The sequence below is a fragment of the Pseudarthrobacter sp. fls2-241-R2A-127 genome, assembly GCF_030209355.1.
In the GTDB taxonomy this organism is placed as follows: Bacteria; Actinomycetota; Actinomycetes; order Actinomycetales; family Micrococcaceae; genus Arthrobacter.
Map to the genome: position 1 here is coordinate 189,166 of NZ_JARVSF010000002.1, position 12,265 is coordinate 201,430.

Genomic DNA, 12,265 nt, shown 5'->3' on the forward strand with positions numbered 1-12,265 from the left:
CGGCGGCAACGGCCAGCTAACCACAAGCAAGGTGCAGCCGGCCCGGGCCCGCCGCGATCCCCTGCAGGACCGCGGCGGGCCAATCGAGTGGACAAAGTGCCTGATCCGCTAAACTTGGGTGGTAAGAGCCCCGGAACTCTTGCGTCGCTGCGCCGCCCTGCGGTCCGGCGAAGGCCGGTCTGTTCGGGGCATTCTCATGAACGGTGCTGCGCAGGTCCGCTCCCCGCGGCCGGACCCGGGCAGCCCGAACGAATGGGGGAGGATCCCATGCCAGCAATTGTGATCGTAGGAGCCCAGTGGGGCGACGAAGGAAAAGGCAAGGCCACCGACCTTCTGGGCGGCCGTGTTGACTACGTCGTCAAGCCCAACGGCGGCAACAACGCCGGGCACACCGTCGTCGTAGGCGGTGAAAAGTACGAACTCAAACTGCTGCCCGCAGGCATTCTCAGCCCCAACGCGGTCCCCATCATCGGCAACGGCTGCGTGGTGAACCTTGAGGCCCTTTTCCAGGAGATCGAAGGACTCCAGGCCCGCGGCGCGGATACCTCACGGCTTCGCGTATCCGCCAACGCCCACCTGGTGGCCCCGTACCACCAGGTGCTGGACAAGGTGACCGAACGCTTCCTCGGCAGCCGCGCGATCGGAACCACGGGACGCGGCATTGGCCCCGCCTACATGGACAAGGTGGCCAGGCTGGGCATCCGGGTGCAGGACGTCTTTGACGAATCCATCCTCCGCCAGAAGGTGGAAGGCTCGCTGCGCCAGAAGAACGAGCTCCTGGTCAAGGTCTACAACCGCCGCGGCGTTGTGGTGGACGAGATCGTTGAGTACTTCCTGTCCTTTGCCGACCGCCTCCGCCCGTTGGTCATCGACAGCACGCTGGTCCTCAATACCGCCCTGGATGAGGGCAAGGTAGTCCTGATGGAAGGCGGCCAGGCCACGTTCCTGGACGTTGACCACGGAACCTACCCGTTCGTGACGTCCTCCAACCCAACGGCCGGCGGCGCGTCGGTGGGCTCCGGCATCGGTCCCACCCGGATTTCCCGCTCGATCGGCATCATCAAGGCCTACACCACGCGCGTCGGTGCCGGCCCGTTCCCCACGGAACTCTTTGACGAGATGGGCATGTACCTGCAGAAGACCGGCGGTGAGTTCGGCGTCAACACCGGGCGCCCGCGCCGCTGCGGCTGGTACGACGCCGTCCTGGCCCGCCACGCGTCCCGCGTGAACGGCTTCACCGACTACTTTGTGACCAAGCTGGACGTACTCACCGGCATCGAGCAGATCCCCGTGTGCGTGGCGTACGACGTGGACGGAGTCCGCCACGACGAGATGCCCATGACGCAGACGGAGTTCCACCACGCCAAGCCCATCTTCGAGTACTTCGATGGCTGGACCGAGGACATCACCGGCGCCCGCACCCTCGCGGACCTCCCGGAAAACGCCAGGAACTACGTGCTCGCGCTCGAGAAGCTCTCCGGAACCCGGTTCTCCGCGATTGGTGTTGGTCCGGACCGCGACCAGACCATCGTGGTGAACGACCTCATCAACGACTGACACGGCCCTTCGGAACACCGTAGACGACGGCGGCGGCCCACCTGTTGCAGGTGGGCCGCCGCTGGTGTTTGGCGGCGTGGGCAGTAATTTACACAGGCTTAACGCGATGGGTCTTGTAGCCCTGCAGGCGCCGCAGCCAGACTCATTAACACCATTTGAACTGATCAGCGGACGGTTCCCCCATGAGTTTGGCGGTGCAGGGATGCACCCCGCGGAGAGCCGGCGCCGGTCGAAATCACCAGACCGGAAGGACACGCCGTGGCAGGGAACTTTGAAGTCTTTCTTGATCCGGAGCTGCTTTACAGGTTTCGGCTGCTGGGACCTGACGGGTCGGTCATGGCCGTCTCGCAAGGCTTCCAGGACAAGGCGGCGGTAGCTGCCGGTATCGCGGCCGTGCGTGAATGTGCCGGGACAGGCCTGGTGACCGATCTCAGCCCGGCCGGGGCAGTCTCCCGGCCGCCCGCTGCGGCCGCCGACGCCGCTCCCGGCGAACTGCCCGCCGTCGTCGTTCCCGCGTGCGATGACCAGCGGCTGCCGGTGAGGCTGCACGCGTACGCTCTGGCTAAGACACCGCGCAGGCAGGCCATGCCGCCGCGGTGGACCACTGCAGCTGCACGCTGAGGACCCGCGAAAAAAGAAATCAAAAAAACTTTCGCAAGGGCGTAACCCTTCCGGGGTCCGCAGCGATTACCCCTGTGAAGTGCCGGTCTGGAACCTGTCCCCCATCACGTTCCAGGCCGGCCCTTTTGATCTCTTGGCAACGCCGCCGCGCGGGCGGCGACCTGTGGCGGTCACCGGCCAAGGAGGTTACTGAAGGGTAAAGTAAGAGGAGCGTTCCAGATCCACATGAGACGCTTCCCTTGCCGACGCCCTTTTGATTGAAAGCACCACGTCAGTGACCGATGCACAGACAGATGCGGCCCCGGACCACGCCGTCCCCGGGCCTGCTGCCTTCAGCCTCGTCTACAAAACGTACGCATCACAAGTCCTGGGCTACCTCGCGGCCCGTGGAGTCGAGGATCCGGAGGCGGCCATGCAGGAAGTGTTCCTTTCCGTCCTGCCCCGCCTCCACACCGTGCGGGGAGGGGAAACGGGACTGCGGACCTTCATCTTCAGTGTTGCCCACGCCCGCATGGTTGACGATCACCGGCGGCAGAGCCGTCATCCCGTAAAGCTGCCGTTTGAGCCCGAGCTGGACCAGCGCGAAGACACCTCCGCCGAAAAGGAAGCCCTGCGAAACATCTCGCCCGGCGAGGTCCTGGGGCTCCTGTCCGGGCTGCCCCAAGACCAGCGCGAAGTACTATCGCTGCGCCTGGTGGGAGGCCTGACCGTGGAACAGGCGGCGGAGGCCATGGACAAGAGCCCCGGCTCCGTGAAGCAGCTCCAGCGCCGTGCGCTGCTGAAACTCCGGGAACTGGCGTCAGTGAAGGAGTACCTCGCGCCATGACACCACCAACGGGCAACCTTGCCTCCCTTGTCGACGACATGCTCGAGGACGCCGGCTGCGGCGATGACCACAAGCTCCGCGACACCCTGCTCTCCCTCGGTGCGCTCGCATCGTTCCCCGCCCCGGCACCCAGCGGTGAGCTCGCCGCCTTACTGGCACCAGCCGGCACGCCCGCGGTGGGAGACGCCGTGGAACATGCACCTGCCCCGGAGGAGCCCGACGACGACCTCGCGCGGCGTCGGCGGCGGCACCGCCCGACCGCCCTGGGCCTGGTCCTGGTGGCCGGGATGGGACTGGGCGTTGGCGGGGTGGCCGCCAGCACCTCCGCACCCGGAAGTGAAGCAGTGCAGCAACTGCTGGCTGACTGGACTCCACCGTGGAGCGCGCCGTCCACCGCCAGTGCCTCTGACGCAGGGGTCGGCTACCGGTCCCCGGCCCTTGCGGCCGACGAGGAAGTACCGGGTCCGGTTTCCGGCTCACCCGCCGCGGACCCGCACGGCGGAAGCCGCGCGGCCCGTCTCCTCGAAGACACCGCCGGGGTGGCAGGCCGTGGCGGCTGGCGAAGCTGCGGTGGACCTTCCACCCACGACGACCGCAGCGGACCGGGAGCCTGCGTGCCGGGGCCGCTAGGGGCTGCCTTCCCGGCCGCGCCGGGAGGCACGACTGAGTCGGAGGGCCGCAGCCGGAACGACGCCGGGGTCCGGGCAGCGGCGGACGCCGCGCCGCCGGGGGCGCCTGCTGCAGGCAAGGCGGAGGCAGCCGGGACGAGCGCCCCGGCAACTGGCCAGGACATCCCAGGCACAGCCGCGCCCAAAGCGGCCGGTGCGCCGGGGGCAGCGGGCCAGGCGACGGGGCAAACCACGGGTCAGGGCAGCGGCCGGAAGCCTGAATCTCCGGCGAAATAGCTTGTGGTCCCACTATTTGCCTGGGACCAACCGATCCGGAAAGTGAAGCGTAGGCTGATCGCATGGGCCACACCAACGATCCCGAAGTCATTGAACGCCTCATGCGCACCAAAGGTCGGTGGGCCATCGTGGGCCTGACCACCAACGAGTGGCGCGCCGCCTACGATACGTCGCTGTTCATCCGTGACAAGCTCGGCATGGAAATCATCCCCGTCAACCTGCCCGGCGAACCTGTCCATGGCGAGACCGGGTACCGCACCCTCGCCGATATTCCGGCGGAAAAGCGGCCTATCGACGTCGTGGACTGCTTCGTGAACTCGCAGCGGGTGGGTGACATAGTGGACCAGGCCATCGCCGCCGGCGCCAAAGCCGTATGGCTGCAGCTGGGGGTCATCGACGAAGCCGCCGCGGAACGCGCCAAGGCGGCAGGCCTTGACGTGGTGATGAACGCCTGCCCGGCCCAATTGGCCTGGAAGTACAACCTCTAGCGTTTCATCAGCTCCGGATAGTGCCGCTCGGTGACGTCCGGATGGGCGCGCATGCGTCCCTTGAGCATGTTCAGGCCAAAGGACGCCAACAGGGGGTTGGCGGGATCATCAGTGATGCCCCGTGCCGCGGCCTTCAGCTCCGGAGCCAGGGGGACCGAACGGATCACCGCGTCCAGCCGGGGCGACCAGAAGAACGGTACCGAGTAGCGGTCCACGCCCGGAGGCGGCGCCTGGACCCGGTGGATGGTAGCGGCGAGGTACCCTTCCGTGGCTACCTCCAGCATCTCGCCCAGGTTCACCACCAGCGCCCCCGGCAGCGGTTCCACCGGCAGCCATCGGGTGGTTGCCGGCGGCAGCACTTCAAGTCCACCAACATCGTCCTGCAGCAACAGGGTCACGAAGCCGTAGTCAGCGTGCGAGCCCACGCCCTGGTCGCCGGCGGCTTCCACCACGCCGCCCACATAGTGCACCAGCTTGCCCATCCAGGCAGGGGCATCCCCGAAAGGCTCGTCGAAGTAGTCTTCGGGAAGCCGCAGTGAGACAGCGATGGCCCTGAGGAGTTCCATGCCTACGCCGGACATCAAGGCGGCCCATTCCATGGCGGCCGGACGGAGTTCGGGGAACGCCTCTCCCGGCCAGAGGTTGGGGCCCTGCAGAAGCCAGTACGGCTGGTCTGCCGGAACCTCCGTAACCGGCTCGCGGTCCGGCGAATAGTCGATCTGTTCCCGGGCGTCCGCACGGCCCTGGGTGATTTCGGTTCCCATCCGGGTGTAGCCGCGGAAGTGCGGTGACAAACGGTTGTCCAGCTTCATCCGTTCGTCCAGTGGCAGGTTGAAGAACCGCCTGATGATGTCCAGGAGCTGTTCAGCCTGCCCGGGCCGGCCCCCGTATCCCGTGATTTGGAAGAACCCGACATTGTGGGTGGCGTGCCGCAGCTGTTCGATGAATTCCGGGCTGAAAGAGCCGTCCGCCTGCCGTGCGGAATGCAGGTCCAGAACAGGTATGACGCCCTGGTCGTGTGACATGCTCGCAGACTAGCACCGCGCTGCCCGGCTTTATAGGCTTCCTCCATGGACCCAACTGAGCTGAGGATGATCTGCCTGTCGTTTCCGGGAGCGTATGAGGATTTTCCGTTCGGACCTGAAACCTCGGTCTTTAAAGTCCGTGCCCACACTGCCGGGGGCGCCCAGCACGAAGCCAAGCTATTTGCGTTGTCCACCATGGATGAGCGCGACTTTTCGGTGAGCTTGAAGTGTGAGCCGGCCCTGGCGGTGCAGCTGCGGGCCGTGCACCCGGAGATCACCGGTGCGTGGCATATGAACAAGGCCCATTGGAATGGAGTGCGCCTTGATGGCAACCTGCCGGCAGGGATGATCCGGGACATGGTGGAGGACTCCTATGACCTGGTGGTGGCCGGCCTGAGCCGGAAACAACAGGAGCAACTGGGGTGGGCGCGCCTCGAAAGGGCCGGCCGTGGCGACTGACAACGGGCATGCGGCGGGCGCCCTGAACTACCCCGGCATTGGAAGTACCGAGACCGGCGACGCACCGGCAGGGTATGACCGTGTCCTCGAACAGGCGTTCCTGGGGTCCGGGTTCGAGGTTTACCGGCGCGTCGCGGACGGCATCCTGGGCTGGGAGCTGCAACGGCGGGCAGGGCTGAGGGTCCGTGCCGGGTCGCCAAGGGCGGTACCCGGTGCGCACGTGGTGAGCGGCTTCGGCGTCGGGCCGTTCCGCCTGGATGCGCCCTGCCAGGTGGTGTGGGTCCACGAGCCCTCGGCCCTGGACGGGCCACAATCGGCCGGCTTTGGCTACGGAACGCTGCCCGGCCACCCCGCCCGAGGTGAGGAGTCCTTCGAAGTGGAGATTAGCGGCCAGGGCGAGGTTTGGCTTCGAATCAGCGCTTTCAGCAAGCCGGCCAACTGGTTCTACGCCGCCGGCGGCCTGGTCACCCGCGCGGCGCAGCGGAACGTTACTTCCCGGTACATTGAAGGGGCACGCTCTCTCGCCGCGGAAGGAACAACCCAGTGATCTTTATCGTCGTCAAGTTCAAGGTCAAGCCCGAATGGTCGGACCGCTGGCCGGACCTCGTTGCCGACTTCACCCACGCCACCCGGCAGGAACCGGGCAACCTGTGGTTTGACTGGTCCCGCAGCCTGGAGGACCCCAACGAGTACGTCCTGGTGGAAGCCTTCAAGGACGACGCCGCCGGCGACCACGTGAACAGCGCCCACTTCAAGAAGGCCATGGCGGACATGCCCCAGGCCCTTGTGGAAACACCGAAAATCGTCAGCCGCCAGTTCGACGGTGAGGGTTGGGACCTGATGGGCGAACTCACCATCTAACCCCATCGATTGCTCCGTAGATGTCGTTTTGAGCCGTCTAAACGACATCTACTGAGCAATCGATACCATGAAGCCATGTGGATCGGGTGGATCGAGTTCGACATCCTCTTGGGCGACGTGCACAGCCTGAAGGAGAAACGGTCCGTGGTCCGGCCTCTCCTCGCCGAACTCCGGCGGCGCTTTGACGTTTCCGTCGCAGAGGTGGGTGACCAGAGCCAGTACAGGCGCACGCAGGTTGGCGTCGGTCTCGTGGCAGCCGACCGGCCCCACCTGGTGGAGGTGCTCGCCGCCGTCGAACGCCTTGTGGCCGGCCGCCCGGAGATCGAGCTGTGCAGCGCCCGCCAGCGGGAGCTGCACAGCGAAGACTAACCCCTGCCCGGACCGTCGATTGCTGAGTACTTGTCGTTTTGGCCGCTCTAAACGACAAGTACTGAGCAATCGATGAAGGGTGTGGATAACTTCTGCGGGCGCGCTTGGATTCTGCTCTCATGGATCGATGAAGACTCCACACCCGCTGCCGGAGGAACTCCTGGGACGCCCCTTCACCCTTGTTGACGCTTCGGCTGCCGGCATCACCCCACGCCGCTGGCGGCACGGGTCGCTGGCATACCGTGGCCGGGGCATCAGGATGGAAGGCGCGACGACGGCGCTCCCCTTAAGCGTTCGGGTCCGGCCCTTCATCGACGTCAATGAGCGATGCGCCGCGTCACACCTGACGGCGGCGGCGCTGCATTCGCTGCCGCAGCGGCGCCAGGACGAGGCCTTCGACGATTACCACCTCATCCGTCCCGAGGGCGCAGCCTACCTGGACAGGCCCCACGTCATCGTGCACCGGATGAAGCTGTACGAGGATGAAGTCACCACCATTGACGGGGTTCCGGTGACAACGCCGGAGCGGACGTGGCTGGACATGGCGGAGCTGCTGTCCGTCGATGAAATCGTGGCCATGGGGGATGCCTGCGTTCGCGTTCCGCGCCTCGAATTTGAGGGCCGGAACATGCCGCTCTGCAGCACATGGGACCTGCAGCGGACGATTGACAAACACCGGGGAAAGCGGGGGATCCGGAAGGCGAAGGAGGCTCTGGATCTCGTCCGGGTCGGATCGGATTCGCCGCAGGAAACACTGCTGCGGCTCGCGATTGTGCGCGCTGGTTTGCCCGAACCGGAGCTGAACGTTCCGATCTTCGCAGACGACGGCAGCAGGCATCATGAGCCCGCCCTCTCATACCGCAGGTACAGGATTGGCATCGAGTACGAGGGCGAACACCATGGAGATGAAAGCCAGATCGCGAGGGACATCGACCGCTCGGAGCGTTATGCCGCGCTGGGGTGGACGGAGGTCAGGATTTCGAAGCGCCACATGGTCAACGATGCGAAGCCGGCCGCGGCCAAAGTACTTGTTGCCCTGGCACAGGCCGGCTGGCGGAGGGGTTCTTAAAAACGAGTGCTGCGTACTTGTCGTTCTGAGGGATCAAAACGACAACTACGCAGCAATCGATGGGTGGGGTGGGTGGGGGACTAGCCGAAGTACTTGGGCAGGGTTCCTTCGTGGGCTTCGCGGAGGACGTCGAGGGACAGGGCGTCCACGCCGTTGATCTCCAGCTTGCCGCTTGCAGCATCCACCACGCCGATGCGGGTGTGCGCGAAACCGCGGGCGGTGCACATGTCCGTGAAGCGGACTTCCTCGGAGCGCGGAACGCCAACCACCGCACGGCCCTGCGACTCGGAGAAGAGCGCCGTGAACAGGTCCACGCCGTCCCGGTCCATGACGTCCTGGAGGGCAATCCGGGCGCCGACGCCGTAGCGCAGCGAGGACTCCACAAGGGCCGCCGCGAGGCCACCTTCGGAGAGGTCGTGCGCGGAGTCGATCATGCCGTCGCGCGAAGCGTTGATCAGGATCTCGCCCAGGGCACGCTCGGCCTCGAGGTCCACCTTCGGCGGCTGGCCGCCCAGGTGGCCACGCATGTTGGCCCACTCGGAACCGTCCAGCTCGGCACCCGTGGTGCCCAGCATGTAGATGGCCTGGCCATCTTCACGCCAGCCGGACGGCGTACGGCGCGCAACGTCGTCGAGCTTGCCCAGGACCGCCACCACGGGGGAGGGGTGGATGGGCGTGGTGCCCGTCTGGTTGTACAGCGAGACGTTGCCGCCGGTGACGGGGATGCCCAGCACCATGCAGGCGTCGGACAGGCCGCGGATGGCTTCCGCCAGCTGCCACATGACGTCCGGATCTTCGGGGGAACCGAAGTTCAGGCAGTCGCTGACGGCCATGGGGATGGCGCCCGCGGTGGCGACGTTGCGGTAGGCCTCGGCCAGTGCCAGCTGGGCGCCGTGGTACGGATCGAGGTAGGTGTAGCGGCCGTTGGCGTCGGTGGCCAGGGCGACGCCCAGGCCGGATTCCTCGTCAACGCGGACCACGCCGGCGTCGTCGGGGAACGCCATGGAGGTGTTGCCGCCCACGTAGCGGTCGTACTGGTTGGTGATCCAGGCCTTGGAGCACATGTTCGGCGATGCCACGAGTTCCGTCACGGCAGCAGCCAGCTCAGCCGGAGCGGCCGGGCGGCCGGCGTCCTGCACCGAGCCGGTGAAGGTGTCGGCCTGGACGGCGTCCTGCCACTCGGGGCGGGCATACGGGCGGTCGTAGACCGGGCCGTCGTGCGCCACGGTACGGGGATCGACGTCGACGATCACGTCGCCTTCCCACGTGATGATGAGGCGGCCGGTATCGGTCACCTCGCCCAGCCAGGAGTACTCCACGGCCCACTTGTCCATGACGGCCTCGAACGCTTCCACGTTCTCCGGCGTGACCACTGCCATCATGCGTTCCTGCGACTCGGACATCAGGATCTCGCCCGGCGTCAGCGTGGGGTCGCGCAGCAGGACCGAGGTCAGCTCGACCTGCATGCCGCCGTCGCCGTTGGAGGCCAGTTCCGACGTGGCGCAGGAGATGCCTGCGGCGCCGAGGTCCTGGATGCCTTCCACCAAGGAGCCCTTGAAGAGCTCCAGGCAGCACTCGATGAGCACCTTCTCCGCGAAGGGGTCGCCCACCTGCACGGCGGGGCGCTTGGAGGGCTTGGTGTCATCAAAGGACTCGGAGGCCAGCACGGAGGCGCCGCCGATGCCGTCGCCGCCGGTGCGCGCACCGAACAGGACGACCTTGTTGCCCTTGCCGGAGGCGTTGGCCAGCCGGATGTCCTCGTGGCGCATGACGCCCACTGCCAGCGCGTTGACCAGCGGGTTGCCCTGGTAGACGGAGTCGAACACCATTTCGCCGCCGATGTTCGGCAGGCCCAGGGAGTTGCCGTAGCCGCCGATGCCGGCCACGGCGCCGTGCATGACGCGGGCGGTGTCCGGGTGGTCAATGGCGCCGAAACGCAGCGGATCCATGACGGCAACGGGGCGGGCGCCCATGGAGATGATGTCGCGCACAATGCCGCCGATGCCGGTCGCGGCGCCCTGGTAGGGCTCAACGAACGACGGCGAGTTGTGCGATTCGATCTTGAAGGTGACGGCCCAGCCGTCCCCCAGGTTGGTCACGCCGGCGTTTTCGCCGATGCCCACCAGCATGTCCTTCTTCATTTCCTCGGTGACCTTCTGGCCGAACTGGCGCAGGTGGTTCTTGGAGGACTTGTAGGAGCAGTGCTCACTCCACATGACGGAGTACATGGCCAGTTCGGCGCCGGTGGGGCGGCGGCCCAGGACCTTGACGATCTCGTCGAACTCGTTCTGCTTCAGGCCAAGTTCAGCCCAGGGCAGCTCGGTGTCCGGGGTCTTGGCTGCGTTCTCGACGGTGTCGATGTTGAACTTCTTGCTGGTTTCGGTGGTCACTTGTCGCCTCCCACAATCTTGTTCAGGACGGAGGTGAAGAAGCCGAGGCCGTCGGTGTCGGAACCGCCGACGCCATCGAGCGACTCGGGGCCGAAGCCCGGCTCAACGGCGTGCTCCGGGTGCGGCATGAGGCCTACGACGTTGCCTGCGGCGTTGGAGATACCGGCGATGTCGCGGCGCGAGCCGTTCGGGTTGAAGCCCACGTAGCGGAACACCACGCGGCCCTCGGCCTCAAGGGCGTCCAGGGTCTTCTCGTCCGCGATGTACTGGCCGTCCTGGTTCTTCAGCGGGATGGTGATCTCCTGGCCCGCCTGATAGTCCAGCGTCCACGCGGTGTTGGCGTTCTCGACGCGCAGCACCTGGTCGCGGCAGAGGAACTTCAGGTGGTCGTTCTTGATCATGGAACCGGGCAGCAGGTGCGACTCGGTGAGGATCTGGAAGCCGTTGCAGATGCCCAGCACGGGCAGCTTGGCGTCGCTGTTCGCTGCATCGATGATCTTTGACATCAGCGGGGCGAAACGGGCGATCGCGCCGGCCCGCAGGTAATCGCCATAGGAGAAACCGCCGGGGATGACCACGGCGTCCACGTCTCCAATTTCCGTATCGCCGTGCCAGAGTTCGACGGCGGTGGCACCGGCCAGGCGCACGGCGCGGGCGGCGTCGCGGTCGTCAAGGGTTCCGGGGAAAGTCACGACGCCGATCCGGGCGCCGGCGAGGCGCGGCTCCGCGGCGACGGCCACTGCCTCGCCGATCAGGGGAAGTTCAGTCATTTCAGGCCTCGACGACCTCGACGTTGACGACGTCCTCGATCACGGGGTTGGACAGGAGGGTCTCGGCGGCATCGCGGGCCTGGGCCAGGATCTCTTCCGTCACCTCGCCGTCGACCGTCAGTTCGAAGCGCTTGCCCTGGCGGACAGAGCTGAAGCTGGTGAAGCCCAGCCGGGGGAGAGCGCCAACGATTGCCTTCCCCTGCGGGTCCAGAATCTCGGGCTTGGGCATGACGTCAACAACGATCCGGGGCATCCGGCAACTCCTGTGCGTGAGCTTGGGTAAGGGCGCAGCGGAGTGGTGCCGTCTCACGCCGTACCGGGATGTGGGAGACAGTTGGTCACCTGCGTTGGTTCACCATGAGGTCGGGCGCTCCGCGAGCTTGCCCTATCATTCTACCGGCCCAAGCCCATCCCTCCGCATCCGGCAACTTCACGGAGCAGAACCCCTTCCGGGACGTTGTTGGCGCGGCCGCGTGGACGTACTTCTGGAGTTGCCGGAGGGCCTTCACTAGGATTGGTTGATGGCGCAAAATTCAAAGTCCGTTCTGTTGCCGATGGTGGCCGCGGCGGTGTTTGCCGGCCTGGGCAGGATGGTGCTGCAGAAGGTCAAGGCGGACCGTGAGGCCCGCGAAACCCGGGTTGCCGGTCCGTTGGATGAGAAGACCAGGCAGTGGATCAGCGACGTGGTGCGGACCCCCCGCCACTAGCCGCACGGATTCTTCCCCCAGCTGCGCCGGGGCGTCCTTAGGGGCGCCCTTTTGTGTGTCCGGATGCTCCGTTGGCATGGATATGACAAGCAAAAATTTCCCAAACGTGCCCTATGTCATATCGCGCTCTCAGTCTGTACCCTGTGAATAGTCTGGTCAGGGGTAATTACAAGATCTGTAATTATCTCTGCAGTTCCAGTCGTTTGGGGCGCCCACCA

General features: G+C 65.9%; 15 protein-coding genes. 11 read left to right on the forward strand and 4 right to left on the reverse strand.

Features of this window, described 5'->3' with window-relative positions:
- The first annotated feature begins 267 nt into the window (after positions 1–267).
- The 5 genes from QRN53_RS00955 to QRN53_RS00975 all read left to right on the forward strand — a co-directional run bounded on the left by QRN53_RS00955 (position 268) and on the right by QRN53_RS00975 (position 4,397).
- Positions 268–1,557: an adenylosuccinate synthase gene (locus QRN53_RS00955; protein WP_285242155.1), complete on the forward strand. Its 1,290-nt coding sequence runs from the start codon at positions 268–270 to the stop codon at positions 1,555–1,557.
- Positions 1,558–1,815: 258 nt separating this feature from the next.
- The gene (locus QRN53_RS00960; RefSeq protein ID WP_285242156.1) at positions 1,816–2,178 is read left to right on the forward strand and encodes a DUF1508 domain-containing protein; all 363 of its coding nucleotides are present in this window, start codon (positions 1,816–1,818) and stop codon (positions 2,176–2,178) included.
- Positions 2,179–2,452: 274 nt separating this feature from the next.
- Positions 2,453–3,004 carry an RNA polymerase sigma factor gene (locus tag QRN53_RS00965; RefSeq protein WP_285242157.1) on the forward strand — a complete coding sequence of 184 codons (552 nt, stop codon included), beginning with the start codon at positions 2,453–2,455 and terminating at the stop codon, positions 3,002–3,004.
- Positions 3,001–3,909, forward strand: a complete 909-nt coding sequence (locus QRN53_RS00970) for a hypothetical protein (protein ID WP_285242158.1) — start codon at positions 3,001–3,003, stop codon at positions 3,907–3,909. The genes QRN53_RS00965 and QRN53_RS00970 overlap by 4 nt, the downstream gene beginning before the upstream one ends.
- Positions 3,910–3,971: 62 nt before the next feature.
- Positions 3,972–4,397: a CoA-binding protein gene (locus tag QRN53_RS00975; protein WP_285242159.1), complete on the forward strand. Its 426-nt coding sequence runs from the start codon at positions 3,972–3,974 to the stop codon at positions 4,395–4,397.
- Here QRN53_RS00975 and QRN53_RS00980 read toward each other — a convergent pair.
- On the reverse strand, positions 4,394–5,422 hold the full coding sequence (locus QRN53_RS00980; protein WP_285242160.1) for an isopenicillin N synthase family dioxygenase: 1,029 nt from the start codon (positions 5,420–5,422) through the stop codon (positions 4,394–4,396). The two genes, QRN53_RS00975 and QRN53_RS00980, sit on opposite strands and share 4 nt — an antisense overlap.
- 45 nt (positions 5,423–5,467) lie before the next feature.
- On the opposite strand from QRN53_RS00980, the gene QRN53_RS00985 reads away from it, so the two are divergent.
- The 5 genes from QRN53_RS00985 to QRN53_RS01005 all read left to right on the forward strand — a co-directional run bounded on the left by QRN53_RS00985 (position 5,468) and on the right by QRN53_RS01005 (position 8,180).
- Positions 5,468–5,881 carry an MmcQ/YjbR family DNA-binding protein gene (locus tag QRN53_RS00985; RefSeq protein WP_285242161.1) on the forward strand — a complete coding sequence of 138 codons (414 nt, stop codon included), beginning with the start codon at positions 5,468–5,470 and terminating at the stop codon, positions 5,879–5,881.
- A complete protein-coding gene (locus QRN53_RS00990) occupies positions 5,871–6,428 on the forward strand; it encodes a DUF1990 domain-containing protein (protein ID WP_285242162.1) in 558 nt (185 codons plus the stop codon). The genes QRN53_RS00985 and QRN53_RS00990 overlap by 11 nt, the downstream gene beginning before the upstream one ends.
- Positions 6,425–6,742: a putative quinol monooxygenase gene (locus tag QRN53_RS00995; protein WP_285242163.1), complete on the forward strand. Its 318-nt coding sequence runs from the start codon at positions 6,425–6,427 to the stop codon at positions 6,740–6,742. Before QRN53_RS00990 ends, QRN53_RS00995 begins: the two co-directional genes overlap by 4 nt.
- A gap of 75 nt (positions 6,743–6,817) precedes the next feature.
- Positions 6,818–7,111, forward strand: coding sequence for a DUF503 domain-containing protein (locus QRN53_RS01000; RefSeq protein WP_285242164.1), 294 nt, complete (start codon positions 6,818–6,820; stop codon positions 7,109–7,111).
- Between the two features lie 127 nt (positions 7,112–7,238).
- Positions 7,239–8,180, forward strand: coding sequence for a type IV toxin-antitoxin system AbiEi family antitoxin (locus tag QRN53_RS01005; RefSeq protein WP_285242165.1), 942 nt, complete (start codon positions 7,239–7,241; stop codon positions 8,178–8,180).
- Between the two features lie 80 nt (positions 8,181–8,260).
- Here QRN53_RS01005 and purL read toward each other — a convergent pair whose 3' ends face one another.
- The 3 genes from purL to purS are packed head-to-tail and all read right to left on the reverse strand — an operon-like array spanning position 8,261 to position 11,593.
- On the reverse strand, positions 8,261–10,570 hold the full coding sequence (gene purL, locus QRN53_RS01010) for a phosphoribosylformylglycinamidine synthase subunit PurL (RefSeq protein ID WP_285242166.1): 2,310 nt from the start codon (positions 10,568–10,570) through the stop codon (positions 8,261–8,263).
- Positions 10,567–11,340: a phosphoribosylformylglycinamidine synthase subunit PurQ gene (purQ, locus tag QRN53_RS01015; RefSeq protein ID WP_285242167.1), complete on the reverse strand. Its 774-nt coding sequence runs from the start codon at positions 11,338–11,340 to the stop codon at positions 10,567–10,569. Before purQ ends, purL begins: the two co-directional genes overlap by 4 nt.
- Before the next feature lies 1 nt (position 11,341).
- The gene (gene purS / locus QRN53_RS01020) at positions 11,342–11,593 is read right to left on the reverse strand and encodes a phosphoribosylformylglycinamidine synthase subunit PurS (RefSeq protein WP_015935902.1); all 252 of its coding nucleotides are present in this window, start codon (positions 11,591–11,593) and stop codon (positions 11,342–11,344) included.
- A 268-nt stretch (positions 11,594–11,861) separates the two neighbouring features.
- On the opposite strand from purS, the gene QRN53_RS01025 reads away from it, so the two are divergent.
- A complete protein-coding gene (locus QRN53_RS01025) occupies positions 11,862–12,047 on the forward strand; it encodes a hypothetical protein (protein WP_285242168.1) in 186 nt (61 codons plus the stop codon).
- The last annotated feature ends 218 nt before the right edge of the window (positions 12,048–12,265 follow it).